A 13,713-nucleotide genomic window follows, 5' to 3' on the forward strand; every position below is an offset into this window, starting at 1 on the left:
TAAAATAATAACGCACGTCTAGTGATTAACAGATCACCATGCGAGTCGGGGTTATTTCACTCGAGATACATTCTGCCATCGAATAAGCCGCCCAGTTATTTTTTCCTGTCACAGAGGCAACATAATCTTCTGGGTTGAAATTAATAACGGATGTTTCGATGCCAAATGTGGAAAGATCATGCGTCAGTGATGAAAAAAGACTCTCCACTCCCTTGCTGATAGCATAATTTACCGCCCTGTCTGTCGGCGATTTTTTATCATGGGCAGAGGATACCAGGATAAGCCTGCCCTCATTTTTATATCGGAAGTACGGAATAATCTCACGTATCAGCAAGATCGGATTGGTTAATCCGAAGCTGACGGAGGATATAATTTCATCAGCTGACATATCCTCCACCGATTTTGTTAATAAGGTGTTGTCGCACAATATCACCCCATCGACACTGGAAAAATCGTCAATAACAGACTGAAGGTATGAGGCAATTCCCCGGCTATCATTTCGAGCGATCTCCACCCCAACAAATTGGTTTGGGAACCGAGACGTCAGGTCGGCAACTTTAATATAATCTTCAACAATAGCAGAGACATAGCATCCATTCTGCAATAACTGCACAACAATTTCTTTACCCAGCCCGGACTCCGCGCCAGTAACGATCCATTTCATCTTTTTCATCTGTCACATTGCCATCATCACACCCGGCATTGGTGTGGACTTATTAGACTAATAACACAACTGCGGGCGGTTTTAATTTACCAAACTGTGCTAAACCGTGATCAACCGCACATCAATAGAACTATTTTACCTAATTGTGCGGATTTTACTTACATAGATTTACTGAGCAGAAAATGAATGTTACATACCATCACTGCGGAAATAAGTTCCCGCATTACTAAATATTACAAGCAGTGGTTTTTTCGAGGAATAAAATGAGCAAGCACATTAAAAAGCTATCCTTAGTGGTGGCAGGTCTGATCATGGCCAACGCATCACATGCAGCGGAAGTTTATAACAAAGATGGTAACAAATTAGATATTAACGGCATGGTAGTGGGTGAAAATTATATCACCAACGATCAAAGCCAGAATGGTGACCAATCGTACATGCGTTTTGGTTTCCGTGGTGAAACGCAAATTACTGACCAGTTGACCGGTTACGGATTCTGGCAGGCGCAGTGGAATTTGAATCAGGCGGAAAACGAATCCGACTCGATGTATACCCGTAAAGGTTTCGCCGGTGTTAAATATGGCGACTACGGTTCGTTCGATTACGGTCGTAACTCTGGCGTGATGTACGATGCTCTGAGCTACACCGATATGCAGCCTGAGTTCGACGGCATGACCTATAACTCAGACACCTTCCTGTTCAACCGTGGCAATGGTATGGCGACCTATCGCAACACCAACTTCTTCGGTCTGGTGGATGGTCTGAAGTTCGCGCTGCAATATCAGGGCAAAAACGACGGTGGCGGCGAGCCGGGCGTGCGTGATGTGCTGCGTCAGAATGGTGACGGTTACGGCATGTCAGCATCTTATGACATTGGCGCAGGCTTCAGTCTGGCCGGTGCGTTCATGAGTGCCGACCGTACCAACGAGCAAAACAGCGTGACCAGCGGCATTATGGGCCACGGTACCCGCGCAGAAGCCTACACCACTGCGTTGAAATACGATGCGAACAACATCTACCTGGCCTTTATGTACACCAAAGCCTACAACGCCTCACGTTTCGGCTCCAGCTCAGGCGGTGCTTACGGTTATGCCAACCAGTCTGACCTGTTCGAAGCCTATGCGGGCTACACCTTCGACTTCGGTCTGGTGCCGTTTGTGGGATATAACCAGACCCGTGCCAAAGACCTTGGTGCTTCCGGCGATGGCAACACCTATGGCAGCCAGGATCTGGTTAAATTTATCGACATCGGTGCGACCTATAATTTCAACAAGAACATGAACGCTTATGTTGATTACAAGATCAACCTGATCGACAGCAGCGAGTTCACTGAATCCGCCGGGATCAGCACCGACGATGTTGTTGCCGTGGGCCTTGTTTATCAGTTCTGATGCGTTAATGATTTACTGAAAAAAATCCGGGAACATGCGTTTCCGGATTTTTTTTAAACAAACCGCGCGATAAATCGCGCCGCTACATGGCATGAAATTCGTAGCGACGCGATTGATCGCGTTTATTATTTGTACAGCTCTGCGGTCATATGAACGCGGTTATTGGTGTTGGCTTCAGTAATTTTGTACTGATCACCATGCTGTGCTGCCTGAGCGGCGATTTGCGCTTCAGCACCGTCCAGGGTATCGGCGGTGACAGAAACGCTCTGCGCGAAGCTGGCAAATGACATCATAGAAAAAGCGGCGACAGCGGCGATTGACATTGCTTTGATGGTTTTCATGGTCTTATTCCTTCATTTGTTTGTGTGGAAGGCGGTGTGCCTCCGATGCAGGTAATAATAACCATAGTTATCGTTTCAATATTGATAATTAGTGCGGTTATCGTGATCATGCTAACTATCATGATGCACGCACATTAACGCGCCGCTGAGTGGTTCGGGCACCACTGCTACATCGACCTGGAACACACGCTTGAGGATCCCCGGCTGGAGTACCTGCGCCGGCGTTCCCTGGGTGATCAGCGCACCTTGTGCCAACAGCACCAACTGGTCGCAATAACGGCTGGCCTGATTGAGGTCATGCAGCACCGTGACTACCGTTTTGCCCTGTGCCTTTAATTCTCCCATCAGTTTCATCAGTTCGATCTGATGATTGATATCCAGCCAGGTGGTTGGCTCATCCAACAGCACAATTGGTGTATCCTGCGCTAACAACATCGCCAGGAACACCCGCTGGCGTTGCCCACCGGATAAATCGCTGACCCGCTGCGGCGCCAGATGATCCACCCCCATCCGCTCCATCGCGACCTGTACCTGCGCCTTATCCTGTGCCGATAACCGCCCCCATAACGGCAACCAGGGATGGCGACCATAAGCCACTAACTCGGCTACGCTAACCCCTTCTGGCGTCAGATGCTGTTGTGGCAGCAATGCCAGATACCGTGCCAGTTGCCGCGCGGAAAAGCGCGCCAGGGGTTGATCGCCAATCAACACCTGGCCCTGGCTGGGGACCAACAAACGCGCCAGCGATTTTAATAATGTCGACTTACCGCAGCCATTCGGCCCCAGCAGCGCAGTGACTTGCCCGACGGCAAAGCTGACGCTGACATCCTGCAAAACGCGCTTGCCCGCGTAGCCCGCAGTCAGATTCTCAACCCTCAGTTGCATCTATCGTGTCCTGATTAACAGCCAGAAGAACCACGGAGCGCCGATTAATGCGGTGATCACACCGGCTGGCAGCTCCATCGGTGGCGACAGGGTGCGTGCCAGCACATCGGCCAGCAGCAACACCAGTGCGCCCAGTAATGCGGAAAACGGCAGCAGGCGGGCGTGGCGTCCCCCCACCAGGCGGCGTACCAGATGCGGCACCACCAGGCTGATAAAGCTGATCGGTCCACACACCGCGACTGCCAGCGCCGCCAGTGCGACGCCAACCAGCAACACGCCGCGTTGAAAAGGGTGCAACGACACGCCAAGGGTCGCCGCACGCTCATCCCCCAGCGCCAGCAGGTCGAGATCGCGGCAGAGCGCCAGACTCATCAGCAGCAACACCGGCAACGGTAACGCCAGCAGCACCATCTGCCAGTCGCGCCCCCACAGGCTGCCGGTCAGCCACAGTAGCGCGGTGTTGACGTCCTGTGGCCGTGATAACAACAGATAATCGGTGACGCTGGCAAAGCAGGCGGCAAGCGCCACCCCCACCACCGCCAGCCGCAGCGGCGAGGCAGTGCCGGTCAGCCAGTGCAGCATGACCAGCGCAGCGCAGCCACCGGCAAACGCTATCAGCGGCAGCCACACCAGCGGTAAGGCGGGCAACAGCAGCAGCGCCAGTAAAGACGCGAGACTGGCGGCATGATTGACGCCAAGAATATCCGGTGAGGCCAGCGGATTACGGATGATGCCCTGGACCAGCACGCCGGAAACCGCCAGCGCCGCCCCCACCAGCAACGCCAGTACCACCCGAGGCAGACGGTACTCCATCACCACGAAATGCACCTCGCTGCTCACTTGCCAGGCGCTCCACAGCGTTGACCAGGCGAATGACTGCACGCCGAGCTTCAGGCTGACCACCGCGCTGATCGTCAACAACAGCAACAACAGCGGCAACAGATAGCGTGTCGGCATCAGCGTTGCCTCCTTGCCAGCCAGACAAAACCGGGCGCACCGACCAGCGCCAGCACCACTCCGGCGGGGAGTTCACCGGGCCATGCCAGCCCGCGCGCCACGATATCTGCCGTCAACAGCAACGTGGCCCCCAACACCATCGCCATCGGTAGCATGACGCGCAGATCGTGCCCGATCCACGCGCGCGCCAGATGTGGCACCAGCAAGCCAATAAACCCCAGCGGTCCTGCCACGCTGACGCAAGCGCCGACCAACAGCAGCAGCGCGATACTCAGCCCACCGCGTACCACGCCAATATTGACGCCGAGGCTGTGCGCCGCGCTGTCACCCATAGCCAGCACGTTGAGCGCACGCGTCTGAGTCAATACCAGCGGGATAATCACCACCATCACCGGTAACAATTGCCACACCTCCTGCCAGCGCGCATGACCAATCCCCCCGGCTAACCAGGTCAGAATGCCGTAGGCATGATCTTCCGCCAGCAGCAACACAATGCGGGTCATTGCCATGCAAAAAGCGGATAACGCGATACCGGCGAGGATCAGCCGCTGCCGCTCGCGTGTGCCTGCCGCCAGGGTGACGCACAGCCAGCTAAGTGCGCCGCCGCAGGCAGCAATCAACGCCAGTGGATAGCCCTCCAGCTTCACCGGTGCAAAGGCCGACACCAGGGCGATGGCTAACGCCGCGCCGCTGTTGATCCCTAACACCGACGGCGAGGCCAGCGGATTATGGGTCAGCGCCTGCAACAATCCCCCCGCCAGTGCCAGCGCCGCACCCAACAGCACCGCCACCAGCGCACGCGGCAAGCGCAGATTGAACACCAACGCCTCACCGATGCTGCCAGGCTGCCCCGGCCACAACGCATGCAATGCCGACTGCGGTGCAATCGGCACGGACGAGAAGCTGGTCAGACTAAACCAGAAGGCGCAGAGCAGCAGCGCCAGGCTCAGGATCCATCGGGTCATGGCGCAAATAAGGTGACAGCGTCACGCGAAATTTTTTCCGCGGCGAACAAGCCACGCATCCGCGCCCAACTGTTGCTGTCGACGGCACGCACATGATGCTGCTGCGCCGCGCTCAACATCCCCCACAGCGGATCGGCTTCCCAGCGCTTCACAATACTTTCCTGGCGATAGTGCGCCACCAGCAGCCAGTCCGGGTTCTGCGCCAGCAGGTTTTCCAGACCCATCGGCGTCATTGCCGCGCCATTAATCGGATCCGGCACCGTCAGCCCCAGCGCAGCCAGCACCCCGCCGGTGTAGCTGTCGCGCGAATGCAGCGTGAACTGATTTTCCCGCGACGTGCCGAACAGCACCCGCGCCCCCTGTGGTAACAGTTTGGCCGCCTCAGCGATACGTTGCCGGTGCAACGCCAGGCGTTTTTCCATCTCGGCTTTTTTACCCACCACCTCGCCAATGATGGCGGCGGATTGCAGATTTTCTGCGTATGTTTCATTGCGCGACTGAAGCAACAACACCGGGGCGATACGCTGCAACGCGCCATAGATTGTGGTATGACGGCTGCTGTCGGCGATAATCAGATCCGGGTGCAGGCTGCTGATGGCCTCCAGGCTGGGCTGCCCGCGCAGCCCGACCGATTGCCAGGGTTGGAGGTGCTCACGCACCTCCGGCAGCAAACGTTGCGGATCGTTATCATCGGCAATCCCCACCGGACTGATATTCACCGCCGCCAACGCATCCGCAAACGACAGTTCCAGCACCACAATCCGTTGCGGTGTCTGGTTGAGGGTAAAGGTACCGTGTTGATCCTGCACCGTCACCGCGCTGGCCTGTCCCATCAACGCCAGCAACAATAAAAGAACGCGCATGGAGACGTCTCCCGTCAGAATTTCAGTGAACCTTGCAAATAGAAGGTGCGAGGCTGACCGGCATAAATGCCTTTGTTGTTGTCGTCATAGGAACGGGTGAAATATGCCTGATCAAACAGGTTCTTCACCCCGACCGCGAGGTTAAGGTTGGCAAGGCTGGGACCGAAAGCATAATTGGCGCGCGCGCCCCACAGCATAAAGCCAGGGATGCGGCCGGTGCTGCCATCGGCGCTTTCCTGCACGGTGTTGGCGTTATCGGCAAACTGGCTCGACTGGAATTCGCTGTTGAGGTTGAAGGTCCAGTTACCTGGCTGGTAATCCACGCCGAAGGTGCCTTTCTGACGCGGAGAGAACGGCACCTGGTTGCCATAGGTGTCGCCTTTTTCGCGGATCTCGGCATTGACGTACGCGTAGCTGGCGTAAACCGACACCTCTTCCAGCACTGGCGTCAATTCACCGAGGTTGTAACGTACCTGGCTTTCCAGACCGGTATGACGCGTCTTACCGCGCGCGGTAACGGTGTCGTTGGTCTGGTTGGAGTCATACTGGTTGTTGAAATTAATCAGGAACAGGCCAACTTCTGCCGTCAGCGCACCATCGTCATAACGGGTGCCCACTTCCCAGGTACGGGCTTTTTCCGGCTCGACGCTGCCACTTTCCACCGCTTTACCGATCTGGCTGTACTGAACGGTGCCGAAAGATCCTTCGGTGTTGGCATACAGGTTCCAGCTGTCGGTGAGGTGGTACAGCACGTTCAGCGCAGGCAGCGGCGCGTTGTAACTCACGTCCTGACGCGTACCTTTAATCGCGTTGCGCTGGAAGGATTCAATATGTTCAAAACGCATTCCCGGCGTGATGGTCCAGTTACCGACATCGATACGGTCATCCAGATACCAGGCATGAGCCTCGGTGCCGGAACGGGTATCGCGATCGTAAGGGCTGGCGGTGGACGGCAGCTCGCCGCTGGCGGTGGGCACGTAGTAACGCATCTCATGGCCGGATTCGCTGACATAACGGTAGCCCACACCCACTTCGTGCGCCGTCGGACCCAGGTTAAAGCTCTGGCTATAGCGTGGTTCAATGCCGCGCACCCAATACTCGCGCGGTGACAACGTCACGCGAGTTCCTTGTTCCAGATAGCCGCTGCGCAGCGTATGGGTGTAGAAGCCGAGGATATTGAATTTATGCTGCGCATCAGGCTGGAACTGATAACCGAAGCTGGCGAGCTGACGACGGCCCCAGAAGCGATCGACCGGACGGGTGGATTGCCAGCGGTTGGCGTCGTAAGCGGCACGGCTCAGGCCGCCCGGCATATCTGCCTCACCGTCGTAATATTGCAGCAGGCTGGTGAAGGTGTGCACATCGTTAGGTTTGTACTGACTTTTCAGCATCACATCATCAATGCGGGTGGCACTGTGTTCTCGCCAGTCGCTGCCGCGTGTCCCGGAGTACAGGATCGCGCTGCCAAACCCGTTATCGGCGGTGCCACCGATCAGCAGGTTATGCGTCTCTTTCGGGTTGTTTTGTGACGAGGTCGGGCTAAGCTGCCCTTCCACACCGGCTTCGATACCAAAATCCGCCGGGATGGCCCGCGTCACAAAGTTGACCACGCCACCGACGCTCTGCGGTCCGTAACGCACCGCACCGCCGCCACGCACCACATCCACCGCATCCATATTGCCGAGCGAAACCGGTGCCAGCGACAGTTGCGGCTGGCCATAAGGCGCAAACGGTACCGGGATACCATCCATCAGCACCGTTGAACGACTGGCGAGACGTGGGTTCAGACCGCGAATACCGAAATTCAGCGCCAGATCATGGCTACCGGTGCCGTTGTTTTCCGGTGCATTGACACCAGGAATGCGGTTGAGCACCTCGCGCATGGTGGTGGCGCCGTTTTTAGCGAACTCTGGGCGACGGATAACGTCACGCGCGCCAGGATGTTCAAACACATCGCTTTCGCGTGCTTCGCCCAGCCAGTCCCCCACTACCGTCAGGCTCTGCTCATGGGGACGTTGCTTTACTGTCCACCGGTTATCGCCCAATGGACTGGCTTCGAGCTGTGAATCGGCCAGCAGGACCGTCATGCCATCCTGCACCGAATAGTCGCCCTGCAAGCCCGCGCTGTGCTTACCGCGTGTCAGGGTGGCATCCAGCGACAGCGTAATACCCGCCGCAGAGGCGAACTGGTTTAATGCGCTGTCCAACGGGCCGGCAGCAATGTTGTACGGATGGGTGGCCGGTGTGGCCGCCATCACCATTCCCGAGGTGAAAAGTAATGCAGGAAGCAGGTGCAAAGCAGGACGAGAAACAGTCATAACCTCTCCAAAATTTATGATTTTTTGTAGTCTTCAGAGATAAGTCGTATGACGCAGGCAAAAGGGACAATGACGGGACAAAAAAATTTATCGCCGCGTGACCCGCACCCAATAACGGGTGATGCGATGCAGGGCAACAGGCAGAGTTTGCTCCAGCGCCAGTAACGCCTGGTCGCTGTTCAACAACGGAAAAGTACCGGTGACGCGTAACTGCGCTGCATCCGCATCGCAACGCAGCATGCCCTGACGGTAACGCGCCAGTTGGTCGATCACTTCCCCCAAAGGACGATCGCTCACGCTGAGCCAGCCGTTAATCCACGCCGGGGTACGTTCGACGTCGCGGGTCAGTGCACCGAAACGATCGGCGGTGAAGTGCAGACTTTGCCCCTGCTGTACGGTGAGAGATTGTGTTGCATCATGGTTGAGGCGCACCGCCACCGCATGTTGTGAAACGCGCAGCAGCGTGCTGTCAGGTTGTTGCTGCACGCTGAAGGCCGTACCCAGCGCCGTCATCTGGCCCTGACGGGTATACACCCGTAGCGGGCGCAGTGCCGCATCCTTGCCTGTGGTGATAGCCAGGGTGCCCTCAATCAGATCGATCCGCCGCTCCAGAGCCGTAAAACTGACATTTGCTGCTGAAGCGGTGTCGAGCGTCAACAGGCTGCCATCGTCCAGCGGGTAGTGACGGATCTCACCCCGTGCGGTGCGATAATCCGCACCTAATCCGGCGGCATACTCGCTGCGCCACAACTGCCATCCGGCACCCACGCCGACCGTCAGCAGCAACCCCTTCAGCACATGACGCCGCGTTATCTGCGAATCACGCAGTGCTTTGCTGGCCACCTCGCCCGGCATGCCCTGCATTTGCTGACGCAGATTTTCCACTTGCTGCCACGCCCATTGGTTATCCTGATTCGCATCCACCCAGCGCTGCCATTTCAATTCCTGCTGAGGACTGACGCGTTCACCGCTGAGCACGGCGTACCAGTGCGACGCGCTGCGCAGCGCCTCCCGTTGCGAGCTGGAGAGCGGAGCCGTCACGTCACAACCCCTGCTCGAGACGAAACAGCAGGCAATGCTCGGTGGCTTTCGCCATATATTTCTTCACCGAACTGACGGATACGGCAAGCTGCACGGCAATATCGGCATAGGTAAGGTTATCCAACTGGGACAGCAGAAATGCCTGACGTGCCTTGTGACCCAGTCCATCCAGCATTCGATCCAGTAATTGCAGGGTTTCCAGTTGGCTTTGTTGTACTTCCGGTGAGGGGGCGACCGCTTCAGGGAGTTGGCTGAGTAATTCCAGATACGCGGTTTCCAGCGCGTTACGGCGGAAACGATCCACCATCACGCGTTTGGCGAGCGTACAGAGAAACGATTTGGCATCACGAATATCAGACAGATGATGCCCGGACATCACCCGTAGAAACGTATCCTGAGCGACATCATCCGCATCAAAAGCCGAACGCAACTTGCCCGTCAGCCAGTGCTTGAGCCAGCGGTGATTGGTGGCGTAGAACAGCGCGAGAGAAGGCGCAGCGGGCGATTCAGCAGCAGGTAACATGATGTCAAAGTATGTCAAAAGGTGAAAAGTGTAATGATACTAGCTGCGAATGGTTCTCATTACAACTATGGATGATTTTACCGGACAGCGAGGTCAGGTTGCCAGGCTTGGTAAAGCCGCGGTTTAAGCTGCGACAAAAGAGCGCGATAAATCGCGCCGCTACGAAGGCTATTTGAAATACAGCGGTGCTCTGACCCGAGGGTTAGAAAAGTTATCGTTATAGATCTTATCAGCCCGTTGCGTGGCAGCGTCATCACAATACTTATCCTTTGGCCCCCCATTATCACAGCGGAAGAATCTTTCATTATGAAATGCGTCCATATATCGCTCTGCTATGGGAGAGACTTCACAATCCATACCTCCTCTTTTGGGGATTTCATCATTGGCGAAGATAAGTGCTCTGTTGATTTCAAAATTAGTGTCTTTATGTCCCGCCACAAGAGCCTCCAGGTTTTCATAGGCACCACGCGTATTCTCTGCGCTATCTTGATCCTTGATAAAATTTTTACAATTGTCAGGGAGATGATGAATTCCTTCATTAACCGACCATATTTTTTCTTGTTGATCCTCCAGTTTTCTTATATCGCTATCGACATTATTTCCGTGCATACGAAGGATTTCTCCGGAAATGGCTGAGTACGCCGTATTCTGCTTCTCAACAATTTTAATGAAACTTTCGGTATCCATTTTCTCAGTTTTCAGATTGGCAATATCATTGCTGATATTCCCCCCAAGGCACTCGGAAGAAACTCCCGTTGATACTGGCTTCCCTGTAACAATTTTCATTTCTTTGATTTCATTATTGATATTATTACACTCATCTCGCCCCCTGGTACGTGCATGATGGATAAGGTGTTTGGCCATGCGATTCATGTTAGCTATGTCATCTGAGCAATCCTTGAGAGCCTGCGCTTTGGCCCGTTTTTTTGCATAAGGGCTGCAATCATTAGAGATAGCAAACAGGCTGATCCCTCGCTTGTCTCGCTGCGGCGGGATGTCAGACGTTCCCTCGACAGGTAAAGCGCCAGCCACCGCCGCGACCGTTTGAACGACAAGAAAGCCAAGACAAACATCCTTCAGCGTAAGAGATTTACCGTTCCACTGCGGCGCGCGGAAATTAACACTCTGGTGATTTTCGCCCCGAATTTTCACAACATAGTCCTGACTTTTTGGCACCTCGATATTGTTAGTAAATTTCTTGATTTTTTGGGGTAAATGCGTTTTATTCTTATTATTTACCTTATTGTGAAAGAGGCCGGTTGTTTGAATCAATGAAGCATTGAGATTTAAATTTGGCATAGTCAAATAGTCGCATCATTGTTATCGCTGCTGGCATGGTGTTTTTAATTATGAAAAAATGCTGAACTCTTGTTAAGATGGAATATTTTACTTGCATTATTAAAGTTATGAAAAATAAAGTAAGGATTTCTCGAACACGCAAGCAACAACCTTAAAAACAACCCCTTATTAATAAATTAAGCCCAAGCTTTAATACTTGCCATGATGATATTTATTTACTTTGCGTTATATCAACGAAATGAACGTCGACATATAAAAATCATCATGGCGACGCTGACATGAGGCAGTTACAGGGGGAGTTCTCAGGCGGATTTTCTGTATTTCGATTAGCTTGTTTAATGTATTGATGTCATCATTTAAATCACAGACGACGTAACAGCGAGCAACTCCCTTAAAGAGCATGAATTAACTTCAAATCACTGGCAATTTTTATAGCATGCCTGGCATTTTTAGCATTCAACTTGTTAACAATTTTCGCCATATGAAATTTAACTGTATATTCTGTAATATTTGTCAGGCCGGAAATTTCTTTGTATGTTCTTCCCATAGAAGAGTAGTAAAGGATTTCATTCTCTCTATTCGTAAGATTAAAATCAATCAACTTATTAAAGTCCTGGTAGGAGCATAACAGTCTTTGATGTAGCTTGTTAAATAAAAAATAGCTGCTGCTCCATGTTTGGCATGTTCCTTTTGACTGTCGGGTTGGAAGATAAATTATATATTGAAAAGAGAACCAAATTATTTTGGTAATCATGAATAATAGCTGTTTGCCCATTCATAACGTTATATTCTCTTGCCTCATGCATCATCTGTGATTCCCGCGAGCCTTGTATTGAGTCTGGTTGCGTTGAGAGTGTTATCTTTTCATCCCAACAAAAACCTTCTATTCTTGACAAAGACATTTTCACAACAGGGTCAGAGAGTTGATGAAGATTTTCCAAATACGTTTCAAACCAATCAGGATGGTTGTTTATGATTTGAATATCATTAGGGTTTCTTTTATTGATTATAAAGTAACCATATTTCACTCCATCTCCATTCTGCAAGGCATCTTCTAAACTTAACTTTACCTCCTGGTTTATCTCATCATTAGCAAAAAAATAAGACATTAGTTCTTCCCTCTCCTGAATAATTTCAACACACGAGCTTCCATCTCAGAAATACGAAGAACTAATAGCCCAGGAAAAGAGAAATGGGTAATAAACAGGAGAAAAAATGCGAGAGAAATCGAAAAATTAGCGCGACAGTCTACGTGGAGCGCCTATTGACTGACGTTCAATCAGCTCCGCACTAAACATGGGTAAGGGTTCCAGCATCTCGCCACGAATTTCCGCGATCAACCGGCGCGCGGCTTCGCGCCCCATTTCGTATACCGGCTGTGCCACCACGGTGAGTGGCGGGGAGATAATTTCACTCCAGGGGAAGTTGTCATACATAACAAACGACAGGTGCTCCGGGATGAGCAAGCCACGCCGTGTCAGCTCGCGTAGCAGCGACATCGCTACCACGCTATCGGAGGCGATCAGTGCGGTGGGTGGACGTGGGCGTTGCCACAGGCGCGCTACGATCTGCTGGATCTGTTCGTCACTCCCGGCATTCACCTGCACCATGCCGGGATCGAAGGGATGTCCGGCAGCCGCAAACGCGCGCATCATGCCATCAACGCGCCGTGCTACCGGGGTCAAACCAAAGTCGCTGAGTTGCTGAAAATCGTGCTCAAGCGTCATGCTGGTGACATACACCACCTCGCGGTGTCCCGCCGCAATTAATTGGTGAGTGGCCTGTTGCGCAACGGCGGTAAAATCGCAGCATATCGCCTCCACATCCATACCGATAACCGCGCGATCAAATAATTTCAACGCCCGCCCTTCCGCCTGTACCTGCATCAGATGGCCGTTTTTCTCCCGTTCTGAGCAGCACGGTGTGACGATGATGCCATCCACCTGTTTTTCCAGCATCACCCGGACCGCATCCTGTTCCGCCTGCCATTTTTCATCGCTGTTACTTAACAGCAACTGATAACCGGCCTGACGGGTCACATCTGCCATCCCCCGCAGCGCCACACCAAAGTGCGGGTTTTCAATATCCCCGACGATCACCCCGATAGTGTTAGAACGTCCGGTGTTCATGCTGCGCGCCAGCTCATTGGGGCGATAACCCAGGGCGGCAGCCGCATGGTTAACCCGCATCTGAACCTCTTCGCTCACCGCACCATAGCCACCCAGCGCCCGTGCCGCCTGCGCTTTGGAAACGTTGGCCTCCCGCGCGACATCTGCCACGGTTGGCGCTTTAGAACGCACTTTTTGCTTGGTCATAATTAATTCGAATCACAGGTTGAGGTCAGGAACATTGACGCTGAAAAACGGGTGTGCTTAAACTCATTGTAACTCCTTGAGACCGGTCTCACAATCACTGTGTCTCGTGGAGTCACCTGCGTTGAGACCGGTCTCAAAAACATTACAGCTT

At 53.4% G+C, this 13,713-nt stretch carries 14 protein-coding genes; 1 reads left to right on the forward strand and 13 read right to left on the reverse strand.

What is annotated here, in order from left to right; all coding sequences use genetic code 11:
• Window positions 1–25: 25 nt before the first annotated feature.
• Window positions 26–673 carry an SDR family NAD(P)-dependent oxidoreductase gene (locus CTZ24_RS23535; RefSeq protein ID WP_208726846.1) on the reverse strand — a complete coding sequence of 216 codons (648 nt, stop codon included), beginning with the start codon at window positions 671–673 and terminating at the stop codon, window positions 26–28.
• Between the two features lie 254 nt (window positions 674–927).
• Here CTZ24_RS23535 and ompC point away from each other — a divergent pair, with 254 nt between their 5' ends.
• Entirely contained in the window at window positions 928–2,055 is a 1,128-nt protein-coding gene (gene ompC, locus CTZ24_RS23540; RefSeq protein WP_021185429.1) for a porin OmpC, read from the forward strand.
• A gap of 125 nt (window positions 2,056–2,180) precedes the next feature.
• Here the strand turns inward: ompC and CTZ24_RS23545 are convergent, their stop codons facing one another.
• From CTZ24_RS23545 to CTZ24_RS23600, 12 genes are all read right to left on the reverse strand, one after another.
• A complete protein-coding gene (locus CTZ24_RS23545; RefSeq protein ID WP_208726847.1) occupies window positions 2,181–2,396 on the reverse strand; it encodes a YdgH/BhsA/McbA-like domain containing protein in 216 nt (71 codons plus the stop codon).
• Between the two features lie 111 nt (window positions 2,397–2,507).
• Window positions 2,508–3,281 carry a Fe(3+) dicitrate ABC transporter ATP-binding protein FecE gene (gene fecE / locus CTZ24_RS23550; RefSeq protein WP_208726848.1) on the reverse strand — a complete coding sequence of 258 codons (774 nt, stop codon included), beginning with the start codon at window positions 3,279–3,281 and terminating at the stop codon, window positions 2,508–2,510.
• Window positions 3,282–4,238 (reverse strand): Fe(3+) dicitrate ABC transporter permease subunit FecD, encoded by a 957-nt coding sequence (fecD, locus tag CTZ24_RS23555; RefSeq protein WP_208726849.1) that lies wholly within the window; start codon window positions 4,236–4,238, stop codon window positions 3,282–3,284.
• The gene (fecC, locus tag CTZ24_RS23560; RefSeq protein ID WP_208726850.1) at window positions 4,238–5,203 is read right to left on the reverse strand and encodes an iron-dicitrate ABC transporter permease FecC; all 966 of its coding nucleotides are present in this window, start codon (window positions 5,201–5,203) and stop codon (window positions 4,238–4,240) included. The genes fecD and fecC overlap by 1 nt, the downstream gene beginning before the upstream one ends.
• Window positions 5,200–6,066, reverse strand: a complete 867-nt coding sequence (locus tag CTZ24_RS23565; RefSeq protein WP_208726851.1) for a Fe(3+) dicitrate ABC transporter substrate-binding protein — start codon at window positions 6,064–6,066, stop codon at window positions 5,200–5,202. The genes fecC and CTZ24_RS23565 overlap by 4 nt, the downstream gene beginning before the upstream one ends.
• A gap of 14 nt (window positions 6,067–6,080) precedes the next feature.
• Window positions 6,081–8,384 (reverse strand): TonB-dependent Fe(3+) dicitrate receptor FecA, encoded by a 2,304-nt coding sequence (gene fecA / locus CTZ24_RS23570; RefSeq protein ID WP_244634084.1) that lies wholly within the window; start codon window positions 8,382–8,384, stop codon window positions 6,081–6,083.
• Window positions 8,385–8,471: 87 nt separating this feature from the next.
• Window positions 8,472–9,425, reverse strand: coding sequence for a ferric citrate uptake sigma factor regulator FecR (gene fecR / locus CTZ24_RS23575; protein ID WP_208726852.1), 954 nt, complete (start codon window positions 9,423–9,425; stop codon window positions 8,472–8,474).
• Window position 9,426: 1 nt separating this feature from the next.
• Window positions 9,427–9,948, reverse strand: a complete 522-nt coding sequence (fecI, locus tag CTZ24_RS23580; protein ID WP_208726853.1) for a ferric citrate uptake sigma factor FecI — start codon at window positions 9,946–9,948, stop codon at window positions 9,427–9,429.
• Window positions 9,949–10,116: 168 nt separating this feature from the next.
• The gene (locus tag CTZ24_RS23585; protein ID WP_208726854.1) at window positions 10,117–11,247 is read right to left on the reverse strand and encodes a hypothetical protein; all 1,131 of its coding nucleotides are present in this window, start codon (window positions 11,245–11,247) and stop codon (window positions 10,117–10,119) included.
• A gap of 391 nt (window positions 11,248–11,638) precedes the next feature.
• A complete protein-coding gene (locus CTZ24_RS23590) occupies window positions 11,639–11,848 on the reverse strand; it encodes a response regulator transcription factor (protein WP_208726855.1) in 210 nt (69 codons plus the stop codon).
• A 46-nt stretch (window positions 11,849–11,894) separates the two neighbouring features.
• Window positions 11,895–12,356, reverse strand: coding sequence for an autoinducer binding domain-containing protein (locus CTZ24_RS23595; protein WP_208726856.1), 462 nt, complete (start codon window positions 12,354–12,356; stop codon window positions 11,895–11,897).
• A gap of 126 nt (window positions 12,357–12,482) precedes the next feature.
• On the reverse strand, window positions 12,483–13,562 hold the full coding sequence (locus tag CTZ24_RS23600; protein ID WP_208726857.1) for a LacI family DNA-binding transcriptional regulator: 1,080 nt from the start codon (window positions 13,560–13,562) through the stop codon (window positions 12,483–12,485).
• Between the last annotated feature and the right edge of the window lie 151 nt (window positions 13,563–13,713).

Origin of the sequence: Pantoea phytobeneficialis, assembly GCF_009728735.1 — a bacterium.
Classification (GTDB): Bacteria; Pseudomonadota; Gammaproteobacteria; order Enterobacterales; family Enterobacteriaceae; genus Pantoea; species Pantoea phytobeneficialis.

What these genes read in the sequence shown, in the direction of transcription:
- CTZ24_RS23535 (WP_208726846.1), bottom strand. Translation starts at nt 673, where the DNA reads ATGAAAAAGATGAAATGGATCGTTACTGGCGCGGAGTCCGGGCTGGGT.
- ompC (WP_021185429.1), top strand. Translation starts at nt 928, where the DNA reads ATGAGCAAGCACATTAAAAAGCTATCCTTAGTGGTGGCAGGTCTGATC.
- CTZ24_RS23545 (WP_208726847.1), bottom strand. Translation starts at nt 2,396, where the DNA reads ATGAAAACCATCAAAGCAATGTCAATCGCCGCTGTCGCCGCTTTTTCT.
- fecE (WP_208726848.1), bottom strand. Translation starts at nt 3,281, where the DNA reads ATGCAACTGAGGGTTGAGAATCTGACTGCGGGCTACGCGGGCAAGCGC.
- fecD (WP_208726849.1), bottom strand. Translation starts at nt 4,238, where the DNA reads ATGCCGACACGCTATCTGTTGCCGCTGTTGTTGCTGTTGTTGACGATC.
- fecC (WP_208726850.1), bottom strand. Translation starts at nt 5,203, where the DNA reads ATGACCCGATGGATCCTGAGCCTGGCGCTGCTGCTCTGCGCCTTCTGG.
- CTZ24_RS23565 (WP_208726851.1), bottom strand. Translation starts at nt 6,066, where the DNA reads ATGCGCGTTCTTTTATTGTTGCTGGCGTTGATGGGACAGGCCAGCGCG.
- fecA (WP_244634084.1), bottom strand. Translation starts at nt 8,384, where the DNA reads ATGACTGTTTCTCGTCCTGCTTTGCACCTGCTTCCTGCATTACTTTTC.
- fecI (WP_208726853.1), bottom strand. Translation starts at nt 9,948, where the DNA reads ATGTTACCTGCTGCTGAATCGCCCGCTGCGCCTTCTCTCGCGCTGTTC.
- CTZ24_RS23585 (WP_208726854.1), bottom strand. Translation starts at nt 11,247, where the DNA reads ATGCCAAATTTAAATCTCAATGCTTCATTGATTCAAACAACCGGCCTC.
- CTZ24_RS23595 (WP_208726856.1), bottom strand. Translation starts at nt 12,356, where the DNA reads ATGTCTTATTTTTTTGCTAATGATGAGATAAACCAGGAGGTAAAGTTA.
- CTZ24_RS23600 (WP_208726857.1), bottom strand. Translation starts at nt 13,562, where the DNA reads ATGACCAAGCAAAAAGTGCGTTCTAAAGCGCCAACCGTGGCAGATGTC.